Here is a 16,914-nt window from a genome sequence, read left to right on the forward strand (position 1 = left end):
TCCTGTCGAGGACCTCGAGATCGCATTCGTCAACAGGAGGAGCGGGACGGCCGGAGCGTGACATTGGCCTGGAGGCGATTTCCAGATGCGGTGCCCTCACCCGCGTGTCAGCCCTGACCTTCGGCGCCGGGGCGGGACCAGGCCCGCCCCGGCTTCCGAGAGGTCAGGGCTACAGCCCGCGTCAGCTCGTCGAGCCGTCTTCCCAGTGCTGGGTCACCGGAGTTGCGGTGACGTCACCCGAGTACACCAGGGCCACACGGTGGTTGTACTGGATCGTGTACATCGTCTTCGCGCCGGTGACGACCGCGCCGTTGGAGGCGAAGTAGTCGGCCGTTGCGGCGGCCGGCTGGGTGGCGACGTAAGCCTGGCCCACCGGCACCGTGTACATGTTCAGCGGAGCCTGCGTGGACGCTCCCAGGCCGACCGGGTACTCCGCCTTGTCCGGGTAGCTCGACCCGTAGACGGCCACCGGGCTGGTACCCGCGGCCTTAATGATCTTCACGCCGAGGGCCTGCTTGGCGTTCTGGCCTCCCGGGTTGTAGAACCACACCTTCGCGCCGCTGTACCAGATCGCGGTCCAGTCGCCGTCCTGGTCGGCGACGACGAACTGCTGCCCGGCTTCCGCCGTGCTGCCCCAGTCACTGATCCGGTTCGTGCCCGGGTTGGTCCCATGGATCGCCTGGTCGCCGAAGAGCGGGGCCGTGGCGCTGGGGGCGGTCCGCAGGTAGACGAAGTTCGATGCCTGCTGCTTGTCCGTGCACGTGGGCGTGGCGCCGGGCTGGTCGTCGGACGGGCACACCTGGACGGTCTGCACATTCGTGGCGAAGTCGGGGTCGATCGTCACGACCGAGCCCACCGGTGCGACGCCGTGCAGGCCACTGATCGGTGCGCCGAGCAACCGCATGAAGTGGTCCCAGTCCCAGGCGTTGCCCGGGTCCCAGTGCATTCCGGAGACGAGGGACGAACTGGGGCCGGTCACGTTGTCGTGTCCCAGAATGTGCTGGCGGTCCAGCGGAATGCCGAAGCGGAAGGCCAGATACTTCACCAGGTCGGCCGTCGCCTCGTACTGCGCCTCGGTGTACCAGGTGGCGCCCTGCGCGGCGTAACCCTCGTGCTCGATGCCGATCGAGTGAAGATTCGTGGAGTAGTTGCCCGCGTGGAAGGCGATGTCCTTGGTGGGCACCATCTGCGTCACCGCGCCGTCGGAGGAGCGCATGACATAGTGCGTCGACACGCCGTTCGTCGGGTTGGCCAGGCCCGCGACGCCGGCGTCGTAGGAGGACTCCAGGTCGTGGATGACAATGGAGTTGATCTTGATTCCGTTGGCAGGGCGGTTGGATACCTGCAGTCCTGCGGGGGAACCCGGCACGAACGTGCACAGCACGATCGGCGGGCATTCGGTGTCCGTGGAGGCCGACGCCTTCAGGTTCAGACGGTCCACCTGGGCGGTGGCGGGGCGCAGTGAGGGCGCGGCATGCAGCCGAATGCGCTGACCGTCCTTGGTCACGCCGCCCGCTCCATCGCGGATCGTGGTGAAGACGCGGTTCGCAAAGCTCACCGCGGCCTGCTTCTGCGTGGACTGGCTGAAGCGGGCTACGGCGCCGTACCACTGAGCCGGGTTCGACGGGGTCCCGCCGGTCACCTGCTTCTCGTACGAGGCCAGCAATGCCGCACCACCGCGGATGTTCGCAGCCGGGTCCGTACGCAGAGCCTCGGCAGACAATCCGGTCAGCTTCGCCGCAGCTTGCAGGGTATGCAGGGCCGGGTTCGAGGCGATCGACGCCAGGTCGCTGCGCCCCACCGCTCCGGCGTCCCCACCGGCTGCCATGGCAGCGGTAACGTCGGTGAGATGCATCGGCCCGTAGCCGACGTCAGCACTGGGCTGTCCCCCGTGCGACTCCCATCCCGATTCCTGGTAGGCCAAGCCGAGCAACACGCTTTCCGGTATGCGGTATTCCGCTGCCGCTGAAGCGAAGTCCTGCTGCCGCGAGGCATGTGTGCCGCTCGTGGTGTCCGCCTGCGCGGTGATCGGCAGGACCGCAAGGCCGCCAACGGCCAGTGCGCCCGCGGCAACTGCGAGCGGCCACCGCCGCAGCGTTTTCCTCTTGTGCAAGATGCTGTTCCTTTGGGGAAGTTCAGAGGTCAGGTTGTCAAACTCACCGGGATCGGGGCGCCACCAGGCGACTGCACATGTCACGGAGGCCGTGCCAGGCCGCCATGTTGTGCGGCTGACCACAAGGCCGAATCCGGCGATATGTCCACGATCCGATCGGCGCTGACCGGTCTCAAAGGTTTTGACCGCGGTTCAGGGCAGATAACTCCCGTAGCCGCCCACTTCGTTGTGCCGGCCGCCGGGATGCGCCAACGGAAATCACCGCAACCACCTGCTTGACGACACAAGTATTCTACGCACTGCGCTCCATGGGCAAGCTCCTGAGGCGACCGGGGCGAGAACGTGTCTCGCCCCGGTCTGTGGTCTGACCGTCAGTTGACCGCTGTCGCGGCGCTTCCTCTCAGTGCACCTTGCAGGCCATGGGCATGGTCTGCTTCACGGTGTCGCCTTCACTGTCTGTCGCACTGATACGCAGCCCAACTCCCTCAGGGGCCTGGTCCCGCTTCGGGTTCTTGAACTCCGCGGTGAAGGTGTTCGCCACGGCGGCCGTGGTGCGCACCGGGTGCCAGTTCCGGTCGGCGTCGACGCCGGCCACGATGCGGCCGGCCTGACCCGGGGTGTTCGGCACCGCCTGACGCAGGTGACTACGCAAGGGCCCAACGCAGGCGTCAGCGTTGCGCATTGGCGGCGCGGCAGCCCCGGCGACGGGCAGCAGCATGCCTCAAACCTGTCAGCCTCACGTCCGCACGTGCGCGCCGGGGTAGCGACCCTCAAGGCAGGTGTGGGCATGGGGACCTTGAGGTTCCCCCGCAGCCGGCGGAGTTCGACGCTTCGGACCGGACGTCTGATACCTTCGCAACCTGCCCGCCCTGCCCCGGGCGGCGGGCCGGCCGTCTCGAGCGACGCCGTCGCCCTGCCTCTCCCCCGCGGGCCCTGCGTACCCCATACCGACCTCATAAAGCCGAGCTCGCCCACTGAACCCCGACGCGTCGGCCGGTTCCACTCGGTCCTGGCGCGTGGGCCCGTCAATCTGCCGCCCCATCGTGGACAGGCGACCGCCTGCACCCCGGCTCAATGTTCGGCCCGGCGGTCAGGGAAGCGCCGGGCATGCAGCCGTCGTGGGCGCAGGTCTCAGAGCGCAGCCTTCAGGCGGCCGGTCGGTCCGCCCATGCCTGGTCCAGCGCGCGGGTGAACGCTTCCGCCGACTGCACGCCGCTCACTCCGTAACGCCGGTTCAGCACGAAGAAGGGGACGCCGGTGGCGCCCAGATCAGCCGCCAGTCGTTCGTCGGCGCGCACCTCTGCGGCGAACGCGTCGGGGTCGTCGAGCACCTTTCGCGCCTCCGCCTCATCCAGCCCCGCTTCTACGGCCAGACTGATGTGGGTCTCCCTGTCGTAGACCGAGCGCTCTTCAGTGAAGTTCGCCTGGAAGGCGAGATCCATCAACTCGGTCTGCCGACCGTGCGCCTTGGCGAAGTGAATGAGCCGGTGTATGTCGAAGGTGTTCCCGAAGACGCGTCCACCGATGCGGAAACCCAGACCCACGCCTCGCGCCATGGCCGCGGCCTGCTCTTCCCTGGCCACCTGCTGCTCGCGGGTGCGCCCATACTGCGCCGCGACCGCGTCGATGATCGGCACGGTGCCGTTTTCCGCCTTGGGGTTCAGCTCGAACGACCGGTACACCACCTCCACATGGTCCCGGTGGGCGAAGGCGGCGAGACCTTGATCGAAGCGGGCCTTTGCCACGTAGCACCATGGGCAGGCGATGTCAGCCCATATCTCGACACGCATCCTGCTCTATCTCCCGTCATCAGTTGGATTACCCAAAGCAACCGCTCGGCGACTCAAAGCCTCGAACGACCGCCCGGTTGTAATAATAGACGACCGGGCGTCTATGTATGCCGAGGGAAACCAATAAGGCTCGCGCGCCGGCTGCCCTGTGTGCTCTTGCCCGTCGGAACGCACCTGGCATTGGCCATCTTCGGATCGAGTGGCGCTCTGTGGGCCGTCCAGGTCACGCTGTCGGTGTCTTTCCTCGCCGAATTGCCGCCCGACCAGGAACGCGCCCAGGGAATGGGCATGGCAGCGCCGATGAACGTCACCGCGTCGGCCATCGGGGCCGCTCTCGTCGGCGGCGTCGCGCGGGTGACCAGTGCGGCAACTTCCATCGCTCTGGCCGGAGTTGTGTCCATCGCATTCGCCCTGTGGCCGTGCGTGCTCTGGGTTCGCCGGGGATCGGGTGCTTCACACCGGGACGCGATGCCCCGTGAGACGGAAGCCGCCAACCGGTGAGCACCGTCGGGATGCCAGCCGATCAGTCCGTCCATCAACAGCCCTGCATCTCCGGAACGGACGGCCCCGGTGGTCGGGCCGCGCCACCGGCCCTCGCCCAATGAACGACGTGCGAGGCCCGAAGCAGGGAGGCGGTCGCCGCGGCCCCTCACGCCGACAGTGCAGCGCGCTGCCGTCTCCATCTCCGCATGGAACGCGGTGATGTACAGGCCACCCCCTTTCCGGAGGTACCGGACCGGCGGCGCCGGGGATCGTCGCCCGCACGTCTGTCGGCGTAGCAGATGAGGCACCACTTCGAAGCCTCCTCGCCGCACAGCGTGGGGTACGAGCGCGGCTGCGCGCGGCCCTGCCTGCACGTCGGCCTCGACGCGGGTCACCGCACCACTCTTGTCACGTCCTCACCCGGCACGCGAGACGTGGGAGCCGGGCCCGTCAAGGCGGGCTCGTTCCCGCGCTGCCCGCGCCGCGAGGGCAGCATCGAGGTCACCAAAATCATTGCGGCCCAGACCCCGCAGGCCAGTAGGGCGGCCGTTCGGTAGCCGTCGCTCGTGGGCAGAGACCGGCCGACGGAAGTGTGGGCCTGCAGGATTGTGGCACTCAGGACGCTTCCGGTGGAGTAGCCGACATAGCGGAGCACTTGGTTGTAGCTCATCGCACTGCCTGTCTCGTGGGCGGGCACGGATCCCATGATCAGTCCGGGCATTACCGCGAACATCCAGCCGACGCCGAATCCGGCCACCGCCATGATGGTGAACAACTCCCAGAGCCGGTCGTGAGCCAGGGCGAAGGCCAGCGCGGCGGCAAGGGAGATCAGGCACCCGAGCGGCAGTACCAGGGCGTTGGTGGCCCGCCGAGCCAGCAGCGGCACCACACGGCCGGCGGCGACGCTGGCGAGGGAGAACGGCAGCAGGACCAGCCCGGTCAGGGCCACGGAGGCGCCGAACCCGTAGCCGGCCGCACGCGGTGTCTGCACGAAACGGGTGACCAACGACAGCAGCAGATACATACCCACGCCTGCCACCAACGCGGTCACATGGGCGGTGAGCACGGTGCGGTCCTTGGTCAGCCGCAGGTCAACCAGTGGCTGCGTGGTCCGCAGCTCGTGCGCGGCCCATATTCCGAGCAGCAGCGCGGAGGTCCCGGCCAGAGTGAGGAGCCGCACGGAGTGCCATCCCCAGGTCTCGGCCTCGCTCAGAGCGAGCAGCAACCCGCCGAGTGCCGCGCCCAGCAGGATCGCACCGGGAACGTCCAGGCGGGCCGCAGTGCGCCGCGGGGACGGCGGCAGGACTACGGCAGCCGCGACCAGTGCGGCAGCGGCCGCCGCCGCCCCGAACCAGAATCCGGCGTGCAGCCCGAAGGACTGCGCGATCAACCCGGTGACCGGGTAGCCCAGGCCGACCCCGGCGACGGTGGTGATGGACAACAGGGCCACCACTGGGCCCGATCGCTCCGGCAGCAAGGCGTCGCGAGCGGTTGCAATGGCCAGCGGGGTGAGCCCCAGTCCGAGCCCTTGGAGCGCTCGCCCCGTCACCAGGATGCCGAAGCCCAGCGGCAGCGCCGCAAGAACGCAGCCTGTCAGTACCGCAACGAGGGCACCAATAATCACCTTCCGGCGACGCGGCCCGTCACCCAGTCGCCCCATCACCGGGGTGACCACCGCCCCCACAAGCAGCGTGACTGTCAGCGACCACTGGGCATCGTTCAGTGACACGTGTTCCTCGGCGGCAATGGTGGGCACCAGCGGCGCACCGAGGCTGCTGACCACGGCGACCAGCATACCGAGCGAGACCAGTACCGGAACGAGCGCACTCTGACGTCCGGACCGCAGCTCACCCATTGTGGAACCGTCCACGACTCTCCTTGATGTCACCAACCGTCATCGCTGAATTGAAGTCAGCGACTGCTGACGCGTATTCCCAGGTCATTCGAGATGGGGACGCCTCTGTGCGCCGATGCGGTGCAGACCGCTGTCCGGTGCCCGCGGAGCGCCGCGCACAACCTTGCCGTCAATGCGGCGTCGTCACGTGTGTCGAGCCGAACCGAGATGCACGGACAAACTCGAACGGGACCCTACCGCTTCGGTTCCATGAGCGTCGCGTTTGCCGGCTCACAGGTCGCTCGTGATCCGCATGGGGCTCTAGCTACCGGTGCAGCCCGCCCTGATGTTCGCCGCCACGCTGGTGTTCTCGGTCAAGGGCGTCTACGCCCAGCAGATGATCCTGCTCAGTACCCTGCTGTCGATCGTCACCTTCTCCTTCGCGATCTATCTGATCGACAGCGGCCTCGCCGGCTGAGCCTGCCCACCCGGGCGCCGTGACCCCGGCGGGCGTCGGCGTTCCCTCCGGCACCCACCCAGGAACGGCGAAGCGGCCGCCCCGGACGCCGCTTCATGCCTGCCGCACATTGCTGTCGCCCGGCAGGCATGGCACGCCGGTGTCCGGAGGCCTACATAACGGGCAGGGCACCCTCGGCTGCTCCCGGAACAGGAATAGCCGCCACACGGCGGACGTTCGCCTAGATCCAGACAGATCTGTCTAGAGCGGCCGAGGGCCCGTGGACCAGTACCGAAAGTAGCCATGAGCTCTGCATCCATCGCGAACACAAGTCCATCAACACGTGGCCCGGTCAGGCGGTCTCCCGCGCATGCCCGCCCCAAAGGCCCCCTCCTGCGGCCAGTGGCCTCTGTCGGACTGCTGGCCTCGATCCTTGTGTCACTGCTGGCAGCGTCCAGCGCACCGACCCCGCTCTACGCCGTCTACCAGCGGCACTGGGGCTTCTCACCCATCACCGTCACCATCGTGTTCGGTGTCTACGCCGTAGCCGTGCTGGTCTCACTCCTGGCCTTCGGAAAGATCTCCGATCACGTGGGACGCCGGCCGGTGCTCCTGACGGCACTGCTGGGACAGGCCCTGGCCATGGTCGCGTTCATCACCGCCGACGGGGTGAACGCACTGATGGCCGCCCGTGTCATCCAGGGGCTGAGCACCGGCGCGGCCGTCGGTGCCCTCGGCGCCGCCATGCTGGACATCGACCCCCGGCGGGGAGGCTTCCTGAACTCCTTCGCACCCGCGGTGGGGACTGCCACCGGCGCCTTGGTGTCCGGCTTGATCGTCCAGTACCTGCCGGCGCCGACCCACCTCGTCTACTTCCTGCTGCTCGGCGTCTTCGTTCTGCAGGCGCTCGCCGTGCTCGCCCTGCGCGAGACGGTGAGCCGAAAGCCGGGTGCCGTGGCCAGCCTGGCGCCCGAGATCAAACTACCCACCGCGGCCCGAGCCTCGGTGGCCATCGCCGCCCCGGTGCTGTTCGCGGTGTGGGCCCTGACCGGCCTCTACGCCGCTCTGGGTCCGGCCATCTCCCGGACTCTCGAGCACTCCGACTCCGTGGTCTGGGGAGGACTGCCGCTGTTCGTGCTCGCAGGCTTTGCCGGCCTGGCCATTCTGGTTCTGCGCCGGACCGCAACGCACGTGGTCATGCTGATCGGCATCCTTACGCTGGTCGCCGGAGTGACGATCAGCCTGGTGTCCATCGGCTCGGGTTCGGGCGGTGCGCCCTCGGTCGCCGGATTCTTTCTGGGTGCCGCTGTCTCCGGCTTCGGTTTCGGCAGTGGCTTCCAGGGCGGCATCCGGATGGTGATTCCCCAGGTCGCTCCGCACGAGCGGGCCGGTGTGCTGTCCCTTCTGTACGTCGTGTGCTATCTGGGTCTGGGCGTACCGGCAGTCATCGGCGGCATCCTGGTCGTGCATGGCGGAGGGCTCGTGCAGACCGCCAGGGAGTACGGTGCCGCGGTCGTCGTGCTGGCCCTCGTGGCCCTGACCGGTCTCGTCCTCAGCGGCCGTCGCGCGGAGCGAATCGCGGTGGTCCGGTTCGTCCCCACTCCTCGCTCCGAGTCCGCGGCCGCCGTGCACGACCCGTGCATGGCGGACGTCGCCGCGCACGTGGAGTGAATCGGATCGTTCCACCGGGCCTCATGACGACCGGACCGTGCCGAAGCCGTCTGCGCGCCGACCACCTGCTCGAGACGGAGATACGCCACGGAACTCGACGACAGCAGGGGGATCACGGTCCGGCCACCCGGAGAGCGCAGGCCTCCACCAGTCCCCGAGCCTGTCGTACGGGCCCGCGTCACCACTTATCCGACCGTCAACTTCCGCCGAGCAGCCGTCGGACCACATATCCGGCCGAGTCCACTCCCGAGCTGCCGCCCTCCACCAGAGCCGCGACCGAGATGCGCGAGTCGTACGCGGTCAGCCACCCATTGGTGTGGTCCCCCTCCTCGGCCGTGCCCGTCTTCGCTCCGACACCCGACAGCCCGTGCAGCCGCGGAGCGGCCGTACCTCCGCTCGCCACTCCTTGCATCAACGACTGCAGATAACCCGCGGTGGGGGCGGAGATGCGCTGAGGCGCCGTTTCCTGATGCTGTCCGGGCAGAATGATCGGCTGCTCGAAGCCCGTGTTGCGCACGGTGGCCGCCACCGACGCCATGAACAGAGGTGTGGCCGTGACCTTGCCCTGGCCGATGAACTGGGCCGCCTGATCGCCGCCGTGCACGTCCGGCGGGATGCTTGGGTCGGTGGTGGCGACCCCACCGCCGATCGGCCAACTGCCCATACCGAACACGTTCACGGCCTCGTCGTGCAGGGCGGAGGCGTCTCCGTCGTGCACGAGGTGGTGGAATCCTTCATCAAGGAAGGATGTGTTGCAGGACACGGCAAAGGCCTGGGCGAGCGTGGAGCCGGAATCGGCGCGCACTCCCGGGTCGTTGTGGAAGACCTGGCCGTTGGCGGCCACCGTCGCCGTGCAGGGAGCGCACGAGTACGGTCTGCGGCGGCTCGATATGTCTGGTCAGCGCCCCGAGAAGGCCGGAAGAACGAAGTGCCTCCGCCGGCCCGGTGGCGCCCGCCCGTCAGGCGCCACCGCCGTTACCGGGCCGACGGACCGGGCACGCCCGAAGCCGACTCGCTGCCGGAGGTACTCGCGTGCCCTTCCCTCGTCCTCGCCCCTGCGCTGGGCAGCGCACGGCGAAGGCGTTGTACGGCTACGGGAGCTCTGGGGCGGTGTACACCCCCGATTCCCGTTGACCACGACGGCGCCCGCCGCCGAGAAGCCTCTGGGACCAACTCCCTCCATGCTGAGAGCTTTGACGTCCCAGAGTCCCTGCGAAGAGACACAGTGATTCTGCCGGTATCCCGCAGACGTGGGTGTGTGACGGCCGGGCAACCACAAGCTCCGCGCACCGTCCGCAGATCTGAGTGTGTCCGGCCTGTCGTCCCCGTCGGACGCACCGCGAAGGCGCGGCGGGATGCCGCGCCCTCGTGGTGGTTGGTGCCGGGATGGAGCGCTCAGTATCGGGCGCCCACGGGGGCCGGGATGGCGTCGAGGTCGGCGAGGTCGGCCGCGGAGAGCTGGACGTCCGCGCCGCCCGCGTTGTCGGCGAGGTACTTGGGGGTCTTGGTGCCGGGGATGGGCACGACGTGCTCGCCCTGGGCGACGAGCCAGGCGAGAGCCACCTGCGCAGGGGTGGCGCCGATGCGGTCGGCGACTGCGCGGACCTTGCCGACGATGTCGAGGTTGGCCCTGAGGTTGTCCTGCTGGAAGCGGGGCAGACGGCGCCGCTGGTCGTTCTCCGGGAGTTCGTCGAACGAGCTGAAACGGCCGAGGAGGAAGCCGCGACCCAGCGGCGAGTACGGCAGCAGTCCGATGCCGTGCTCCCTGCAGTAGGGCAGGACCTCGGCCTGGACGTCGCGAGTCCACAGGGAGAACTCGGACTGCACGGTGGTGACCGGGTGAATGGCCTCAGCGCGCTGGATCTGCTCGACGCTGACCTCGGACAGACCGAGGTAGCGGGCCTTGCCGGCCGTGACGGCCTCGGCCAGGGCACCCCAGGTCTCCTCGAGCGGAACCTCGGGGTCGACACGGTGGAGCTGGTACAGGTCGATCTGGTCGGTGCCCAGGCGGCGCAGGCTTGCGTCGATGGCGGCACGGACATGCTCGGGCCGGCCGTTCGGCTTGACCAGCGGTGCGCCACCGGGGCCGCCGGTGGGGTCGATGCACTCCATGCCGACCTTGGTGGCGATCACCGCGCGGTCTCGGCGATCGGCCAGGGCCCGCCCGACAAGCTCCTCGTTGGTGTAGGGACCGTAGACGTCGGCAGTGTCGATCAAGGTCACGCCCAGGTCGAGGGCCTGGTGGATGACGGAGACGGAGGTGGCTTCGTCACGCGGGGTGCCCATGTCGTAGGCGAAGCTCATCCCCATGGCGCCCAGGCCGATGACGCCGAGCTGCGGTCCATGAGTGCCCAGGGTGGTGTTACGCATGTTGTGTCTGCCTTCGTACCGGATCGGAGGGCTGACGGATCACAGCCCGTGAACGGAGAGCCGCTGGATCGAACGGTCCTCCGCGGCTCCTCCACTGTCCGGTCCGGGAGGCATGGAGTGGCAGGCCGGACGGTACCGGGGAGGGGCGTTCCAGGGAGTAACACGGCCCCCACGGCCGCCTCGCAACGCTCATGCCACCTGACACACTGGTTGCATGAGCCCTGACCAGCACAGCAACGATTTGGCGGGGTTCCTGCGCGCCCGCCGCACCCAGGTCACCCCCGAGCAGGTCGGCCTCCCGACGGGGCCGGGACTTCGCCGCACCCCCGGACTGCGCCGCGAGGAGCTGGCCACCCTGGCCGGGGTCAGCATCGACTACTACACCCGGCTGGAGCGCGGCAAGGAAACCCGGCCCAGCCCCGCCGTCGTCGACTCCCTCGCCCGCGCGCTGCAGCTACAGGAGGACGAACACGAGCATCTGCGGAAGTTGGCGGTACGAGCTGCACGCACCGCTCCCGAGCCGCCCACCGCGCCCAGCCGTACAGTGCGGCCCGGCGTCAAGCTCCTGCTGGAAAACCTGCGGCCCAGCCCCGCTTACGTGCTCAGCCGCACCCTGGACATACTCGCGGCCAACCCCGGCGGCCTGCACCTGTACGCGGGCATGGAGAGCTGGCCGGCCAAGCAGCGCAACCTGGCCCGGTACTACTTCCTCCACCCGGCCGCCCGCGACGTGTTCCCCGAGTGGGAGACGAGGATCCGCGGCTGTGTCGCACGTCTGAGGGCCTTGGCGGGCACCGACCCCGACGCACCGGACCTCGCCCAGCTGATCGGTGAACTCCTTCTGAAGAGCGAGGACTTCGCCCGCCTGTGGGAGCGCTACGACGTCCGCCCCCATCGCCCCGGCACCAAACACTTCCGCCACCCCCAGGTCGGGGACGTCACCTTCGGGTACCAGACCATGCAGCTCGAAGACACCCCCGGCCACCGCCTCGTCGTCTACTACGCCGACGTCGCAGGCCCCGACCACGACGCGATGGTCCTCCTCGACATGCTCGGCACCCCGAACGCCCCCGCACCCACCGAGCAGACCGTCGATACGGACGTTCGGAACCAGGCACGCTGAGGGAGTAACCCAACTCCGTCTTCCGGGCGGGCCCTTACCGTGACTCGAGCCAAGGGCAGGTCGCCCTCCTGTGCGGGCCGGACGGCGTCGGCTCCGGCCCGGCGTTCCCCAACGGGCCCGCCGGCGTGTCGATTCCGACGAGCGCGGGCTCGAGGCCCGCGAGGGTTGTGGGCGGGGACGCCCTATCAGGGGCATGACTTCGGGCTCGGGTGTGGCTGCGGGTGCTACACGTGTGAGCGCGGGGGGTCGAAACCTCAGCCCGGGAAACCGGAATCCTTCGGGTCAGTGGCTGAGGTGCCACTGACCGTTTTTGACCTACGTCAGCAGGCTCCCGCGCCAGGCGGTCACCACCGCCTGGTACGCGGTCACTTGAGGATCTGAAGCAGTCGGTCTCCGAGAATCGCAGCCGAGTGGGGGTTCTGTCCGGTGATGAGGTTGCGGTCCTCCACCATATACGGCTCCCACTTCGGACCCCGGCTGAAGTCCACGCCTACCTTCTCCTTCAATTCGGTCTCCAGCAGCCACGGGGCCCTGGATGCCAATCCGACGGCCTCTTCCTCCTCGTTGGTGAAACCTGTGACCCTGTAGCCCTTGAAGGGCGACTCACCATGGATCCTGGTGGCAAGCATCGCGGAAGGGGCGTGACACACGATCGCAAGCGGCCTGCCCGAGGCGAGCTGCTCGGTGAGCAGTCGGCCGACGTCGGCGTCGTACGCCAGATCGGACATCGGACCGTGGCCACCGGGCAGGTACACCGCGGCGTAGTCCTCGAGGCGAACGTCCGACAGCTTGAGGGGCCGCCGCATCACCTCGGCAGAACGGATGATCGCCTCCAGCTCGAGTGCTGCTTCCTCACCACCCGCCATCGCAGGACGAAGGCTCATCATGTCGACGTTCGGGATCGCGCCCCCGGGTGTGGCGACAACGACGTCATGACCGGCCTCGGTGAGCTTCTTGTACGGCATCGCGAACTCTTCCGCCCAATAGCCCGTGGCGTACCTGCTGCCGTCCTTGAGCACCCAGTAGGTCGCCCCACTCACGATGAACAGAACTTTCGCCATGGCACCTACCTCCTAGCCCCTGCACTCCCCGAACCCGGTGGGGGTGGACGGGATTCGGCTCGGCCACATACTTGACCAGGCATGTGAAAGTTTCTCCCCCATTGCACGCCCGGCACCACAATCCGGCAAGTCGGCATCGATCCGGCGTCGGCGTCCGTGTCGCCCCGGGGCTGACGGTCGGCGGGGGCCGTTCTCTGATGGAGAACACGACGTTGTGAAACCCGAACAGGACGTGGTCGGCGCGCTGACATGCCTCAAGGATCTTGTATTGAGCGGTCGCGCCAATGACTGAGAACTGCCCTTGGGTCGGGTCCATGCCGAAACCGCGACGACCTGCGGGCGTGCCTTCGATCTCGCGCCCCTTTGACACCCGTGAACTGATCAATTAACGTCATAGACGACCGGTCGATTAATGCCGATACGTTGCCTCCCGCGCAGGGCGGATGCAGTGGAGCCTGGGTGGGCCGGGAACCGAATGTCGGAAGTCGGGGCACCTCGATGTGTCACCGTCGCACGCGGCAGCGACGGGCCGGGTGTACGGCGGCGATGCCCGCGACCCGTCACCACTACCGCACGTTGCGCAGGAGACTCGCATGAGCAGAACGTTCCTCATCACGGGCGTCAGCAGTGGCCTTGGCCGGGCCTTCGCCCAGGAAGCCCTGTCCGCCGGACACTTCGTCGTCGGCACGGTCCGCGATCCGAAGCAGGTCGACGCGTTCGAGGCGTTGGCCCCCGGGCGAGCCGTCGCCAGGCTGCTGGACGTGACGGACGACCACGCTGTCACGACGGCGGTCGACGCCGTCGAGCAGACCGTCGGCCCGATCGACGTACTGATCAGCAACGCCGGGTACGGCCTGGAAGGCACCGTCGAGGAAACCAGCATGGAGGATGCTCGCCGGCAGTTCGACGTCAACGTGTTCGGCAGCATGGCCGTGATCAAGGCGGTTCTGCCCCACATGCGGCGGCGACGCAGTGGCCACATCTTCACCGTGTCCTCCATGGCGGGGCTGACGGCATTGCCCGGGGTGGCCTTCTACGGCGCGAGCAAGTTCGCCATGGAGGGCATCGCCGGCTCGCTGGCCCAGGAAGTCGCCGGTTTCGGCATCCACGTGACCTCACTGGCACTCGGCTCGTTCCGAACGGACTGGGCCGGCCGCTCCATGGTCCGCGTTCCGCGCACCGTACCGGACTACGACGACGTTTTCGCTCCGATCCGGGCCGCCCGCCAGGCGAAGGACGGCAGGCAGGCCGGTGACCCTGCGCTCGCCGCCCGCGCCGTGCTCCAGGTCCTCGACAGTGACAAACCGCCCGTCCACCTTGTGCTCGGCACCGACGCCGTCCGTCTGGTCGAGCAGGGTCAGCGGCAACTGGCCGACGATGTGGCCGCTTGGTCCGAGCTGTCGGCGTCCACGGATTTCCGCGCCGACGACTGATCTTCCTCACCCCACAACGACACCTGTAGCAACGCCAAGAGGAGTTCCCATGACCGCATCCGCCTCGCCCGCGTCCCCGATCCCCGTGGATTTCTACGCCGATCCCATCTGCCCGTGGACTTGGCTGACATCCCGATGGCTCCTCGATGTCGCCGACAGGCGCCCGATCAAGGTGTCCTGGCACGTCATGAGCCTGGCCATCCTGAACGAGAACCGGATGCACGAACTGCCCGAGCGCATCCGCCTGCTGATGGGTGACGCCTGGGCACCGGTACGCGTTCTGACCGCCGCTCGTCTCATCCATGGGCCCGAAGTGGTCGAGCCTCTCTACACCGCCCTCGGTACCCGCTACCACCTGCAGCAACAGCCGAAGAACCGCGCCACGCTGGAAGGGGGTCTGCGGGATGCGGGACTGCCCGTGGACCTGGCCGCCGCCGGCGACACCGATCGTTACGATGAGGAACTGCGAGCATCCCACACCCGGGGAATCACCCTGGTCGGCGAGGATGTCGGCAGTCCGATCATCGCCGTCCCCGGCGCCACACCGGGCAGCGATCCCGTAGCCTTCTTCGGCCCCGTGGTGAATCCCGCCCCCAAGGGCGAGGACGCCGCGCGGCTCTGGGACGGCGTGATCACCGTGGCCTCCACCCCGAACTTCTACGAAATCAAGCGCACCCGTACGGGCGGTCCTGATTTCAGCTGACGCACATGTCCAGGGCAGTCGGCACGCATTCCGCGCGGTACCGGGCCCGTTCCCGCCGGCAGGCGCAGCTCCTCCGGGCTGCGCCTGCCGGCGGTTGGTACATGGTTGTCCGCGCCTTGCGATAACGCCCGAAACGTGGCTGGCGGTAGACACACATGGCGGAAGTCCGGCCGCGCGCGCCACAGGTCGTGGCCGCGGAACAAGTGGGGTAGACCCCGAGGACACAGAGGACGAGAAGGGTCTCCGCCGACGGCGGGGACCCTTCTTCCTTGGAGACCGGGCCGAGACGGAAGGCGATGCGTCAGTCTGCAAGCGGCTGTCCTGACCGCGGGCGACGCGGGAGGTGCGCTCTCCCTGGTCGCCTACGGACCGGTGAGTTGGGCACGGTCGCAGCGCAGCCTGGCCGCGGTCGAGCCACTACGGGTGATCTGCAACGTTGCCGATCCTGATGGACGCGCCGCCTCCAAGATTTCTTGAACACCTGTGCCCAACCAACAGCGTCACCGGTCTGACCGGCCTCGTCCCGCTGGAATTCGCCCATCCCTGAGCGGCGCGGCGCAGCCGGGCGTGGGCGCCTCGGCGCGCCCTGCCAGTCCCGGGTCACGCGGAGGCGAGAGGAACAAAGCGCGCTACGTGTCTGTTGGCGCACAACACGTTGGCAGGGCATGCCTCCGTGATAGCGCAAAGAAAGGTTTGAACCAACTGTGAGCGCTCCACTCTCCATTCTCGATCTCGCCTACATCAACACCGGTGAGACGGCAGGTGACAGTTTCCGGGCCAGTGTGAACCTGGCCCAGCGCGCCGAGGAATGGGGCTACCGACGCATCTGGTACGCGGAGCACCACAACATGTCCATCGTCGGTTCTTCCGCGCCGAGTGTGCTCATAGCCCATGTCGCCGCGCAGACCCGCACGATCCGTCTCGGGGCTGGTGGCATCATGCTCCCCAACCACGCCCCGCTTTCCATCGCGGAGCAGTTCGGGACCCTCGAAACGCTGTACCCCGGCCGTATCGACCTGGGGCTGGGGCGGGCTCCGGGCGGCGACCAGCAGACCCTGCGCGCCCTCCGCCGCGATCCGGAATCAGGAGATACCTTCCCGGAGGACGTCCTGGAGCTCCAGGGGTATCTGACCGGTCGATCCCGGATCCGTGGTGTCGACGCAACACCGGGCAAGGGCACCGACGTGCCGCTGTACATTCTCGGTTCGTCTCTTTTCGGGGCAGGCCTCGCGGCCACGCTCGGGCTTCCGTTCGCCTTTGCGTCTCACTTCGCCCCGAACGCGTTGAAGGACGCGGTGGCCCTGTACCGGCGGGAGTTCGAGCCGTCCGCCCAGTTGGACAAACCGCATGTCATCGCCGGAGTGAACGTTGTCGCGGCGGACACCTCGACGGAGGCCCACGAGCACCTTCTGGCCGCAAAACGCCGTCGGGTGATCCAGCTGCTCGGCCGCGCCGGAGTGGAGGTCCCTCCGCAGGCAGCGAGGACGGTCCTCGAGACGCCGGCGGGGAAACAGGTGCTGGAGCATGTCGAACGTGAGATGGCGTGCACCGCTGGCGGAACTCCGGCCGAGGTGAGGGACTACCTGGACCGCTTCACCGATCTCGCCCGGGCCGACGAATTGATCGTCGCTTCACTGGCCGTCGACCGAAATGCGTGGCTGCGATCCCTGGAACTCCTCGCGGACGTCAGCGGACCGGTGGGCGCCTGAGCCTCGCATGACCGGTGGCGAGATCGGGCACGGCGCGCCTGCGTCCGCTACAGGCGGCAGCATCGCAGTTGCCGATCCACTTCGTTCCCGGCGAGGACGACCGGGAACACGGCATGGGAGCCGGCTCCTCCTCGGCGTGAGAAGACGGCCGGGCGCCCGGTGCGGGG

Annotated in this window: 14 protein-coding genes; 7 read left to right on the plus strand and 7 right to left on the minus strand. The window is 68.1% G+C overall.

Annotated features, from left to right (window positions below; genetic code table 11):
• Positions 1-181 precede the first annotated feature (181 nt).
• The 3 genes from ACSHXN_RS01955 to ACSHXN_RS01965 form a co-directional block, all read right to left on the minus strand.
• On the minus strand, positions 182-2,113 hold the full coding sequence (locus tag ACSHXN_RS01955) for an N-acetylmuramoyl-L-alanine amidase (RefSeq protein WP_356113857.1): 1,932 nt from the start codon (positions 2,111-2,113) through the stop codon (positions 182-184).
• A 400-nt stretch (positions 2,114-2,513) separates the two neighbouring features.
• Entirely contained in the window at positions 2,514-2,831 is a 318-nt protein-coding gene (locus ACSHXN_RS01960; RefSeq protein WP_438302497.1) for a hypothetical protein, read from the minus strand.
• Positions 2,832-3,258: 427 nt separating this feature from the next.
• Positions 3,259-3,903, minus strand: a complete 645-nt coding sequence (locus ACSHXN_RS01965) for a DsbA family oxidoreductase (protein WP_438302498.1) — start codon at positions 3,901-3,903, stop codon at positions 3,259-3,261.
• 180 nt (positions 3,904-4,083) lie between these two features.
• Here ACSHXN_RS01965 and ACSHXN_RS01970 point away from each other — a divergent pair, with 180 nt between their 5' ends.
• Positions 4,084-4,404: a hypothetical protein gene (locus ACSHXN_RS01970; protein ID WP_438302499.1), complete on the plus strand. Its 321-nt coding sequence runs from the start codon at positions 4,084-4,086 to the stop codon at positions 4,402-4,404.
• A 373-nt stretch (positions 4,405-4,777) separates the two neighbouring features.
• Here ACSHXN_RS01970 and ACSHXN_RS01975 read toward each other — a convergent pair whose 3' ends face one another.
• On the minus strand, positions 4,778-6,256 hold the full coding sequence (locus ACSHXN_RS01975) for an MFS transporter (protein WP_355136535.1): 1,479 nt from the start codon (positions 6,254-6,256) through the stop codon (positions 4,778-4,780).
• 295 nt (positions 6,257-6,551) lie between these two features.
• On the opposite strand from ACSHXN_RS01975, the gene ACSHXN_RS01980 reads away from it, so the two are divergent.
• Both ACSHXN_RS01980 and ACSHXN_RS01985 read left to right on the plus strand, forming a co-directional pair.
• The gene (locus tag ACSHXN_RS01980) at positions 6,552-6,698 is read left to right on the plus strand and encodes a hypothetical protein (protein WP_356113869.1); all 147 of its coding nucleotides are present in this window, start codon (positions 6,552-6,554) and stop codon (positions 6,696-6,698) included.
• 381 nt (positions 6,699-7,079) lie between these two features.
• A complete protein-coding gene (locus tag ACSHXN_RS01985) occupies positions 7,080-8,348 on the plus strand; it encodes an MFS transporter (RefSeq protein ID WP_438302500.1) in 1,269 nt (422 codons plus the stop codon).
• A gap of 196 nt (positions 8,349-8,544) precedes the next feature.
• Here the strand turns inward: ACSHXN_RS01985 and ACSHXN_RS01990 are convergent, their stop codons facing one another.
• Both ACSHXN_RS01990 and ACSHXN_RS01995 read right to left on the minus strand, forming a co-directional pair.
• Positions 8,545-9,192: a penicillin-binding transpeptidase domain-containing protein gene (locus ACSHXN_RS01990; protein WP_383358361.1), complete on the minus strand. Its 648-nt coding sequence runs from the start codon at positions 9,190-9,192 to the stop codon at positions 8,545-8,547.
• 551 nt (positions 9,193-9,743) lie between these two features.
• On the minus strand, positions 9,744-10,718 hold the full coding sequence (locus tag ACSHXN_RS01995; protein ID WP_438302501.1) for an aldo/keto reductase: 975 nt from the start codon (positions 10,716-10,718) through the stop codon (positions 9,744-9,746).
• Between the two features lie 214 nt (positions 10,719-10,932).
• Here ACSHXN_RS01995 and ACSHXN_RS02000 point away from each other — a divergent pair, with 214 nt between their 5' ends.
• The gene (locus ACSHXN_RS02000) at positions 10,933-11,841 is read left to right on the plus strand and encodes a helix-turn-helix transcriptional regulator (protein WP_355136545.1); all 909 of its coding nucleotides are present in this window, start codon (positions 10,933-10,935) and stop codon (positions 11,839-11,841) included.
• A 365-nt stretch (positions 11,842-12,206) separates the two neighbouring features.
• Here the strand turns inward: ACSHXN_RS02000 and ACSHXN_RS02005 are convergent, their stop codons facing one another.
• Positions 12,207-12,902, minus strand: a complete 696-nt coding sequence (locus tag ACSHXN_RS02005; RefSeq protein ID WP_438302502.1) for a type 1 glutamine amidotransferase domain-containing protein — start codon at positions 12,900-12,902, stop codon at positions 12,207-12,209.
• Positions 12,903-13,495: 593 nt separating this feature from the next.
• Here ACSHXN_RS02005 and ACSHXN_RS02010 point away from each other — a divergent pair.
• From ACSHXN_RS02010 to ACSHXN_RS02020, 3 genes are all read left to right on the plus strand, one after another.
• Positions 13,496-14,335, plus strand: coding sequence for an oxidoreductase (locus ACSHXN_RS02010; protein WP_355136549.1), 840 nt, complete (start codon positions 13,496-13,498; stop codon positions 14,333-14,335).
• Positions 14,336-14,384: 49 nt separating this feature from the next.
• On the plus strand, positions 14,385-15,038 hold the full coding sequence (locus ACSHXN_RS02015) for a mycothiol-dependent nitroreductase Rv2466c family protein (RefSeq protein WP_355136551.1): 654 nt from the start codon (positions 14,385-14,387) through the stop codon (positions 15,036-15,038).
• Positions 15,039-15,742: 704 nt separating this feature from the next.
• On the plus strand, positions 15,743-16,747 hold the full coding sequence (locus ACSHXN_RS02020) for an LLM class flavin-dependent oxidoreductase (protein WP_438302503.1): 1,005 nt from the start codon (positions 15,743-15,745) through the stop codon (positions 16,745-16,747).
• Positions 16,748-16,914: the final 167 nt, after the last annotated feature.

The organism is Streptomyces sp. HUAS TT11, assembly GCF_051553595.1.
In the GTDB taxonomy this organism is placed as follows: domain Bacteria; phylum Actinomycetota; class Actinomycetes; order Streptomycetales; family Streptomycetaceae; genus Streptomyces.

Bases quoted from the DNA above. Each gene is read 5' to 3' on its own strand.
- ACSHXN_RS01995 (WP_438302501.1), bottom strand. From the start codon at position 10,718: ATGCGTAACACCACCCTGGGCACTCATGGACCGCAGCTCGGCGTCATC.
- ACSHXN_RS02010 (WP_355136549.1), top strand. From the start codon at position 13,496: ATGAGCAGAACGTTCCTCATCACGGGCGTCAGCAGTGGCCTTGGCCGG.
- ACSHXN_RS02015 (WP_355136551.1), top strand. From the start codon at position 14,385: ATGACCGCATCCGCCTCGCCCGCGTCCCCGATCCCCGTGGATTTCTAC.
- ACSHXN_RS01965 (WP_438302498.1), bottom strand. From the start codon at position 3,903: ATGCGTGTCGAGATATGGGCTGACATCGCCTGCCCATGGTGCTACGTG.
- ACSHXN_RS02000 (WP_355136545.1), top strand. From the start codon at position 10,933: ATGAGCCCTGACCAGCACAGCAACGATTTGGCGGGGTTCCTGCGCGCC.
- ACSHXN_RS02005 (WP_438302502.1), bottom strand. From the start codon at position 12,902: ATGGCGAAAGTTCTGTTCATCGTGAGTGGGGCGACCTACTGGGTGCTC.
- ACSHXN_RS01960 (WP_438302497.1), bottom strand. From the start codon at position 2,831: ATGCTGCTGCCCGTCGCCGGGGCTGCCGCGCCGCCAATGCGCAACGCT.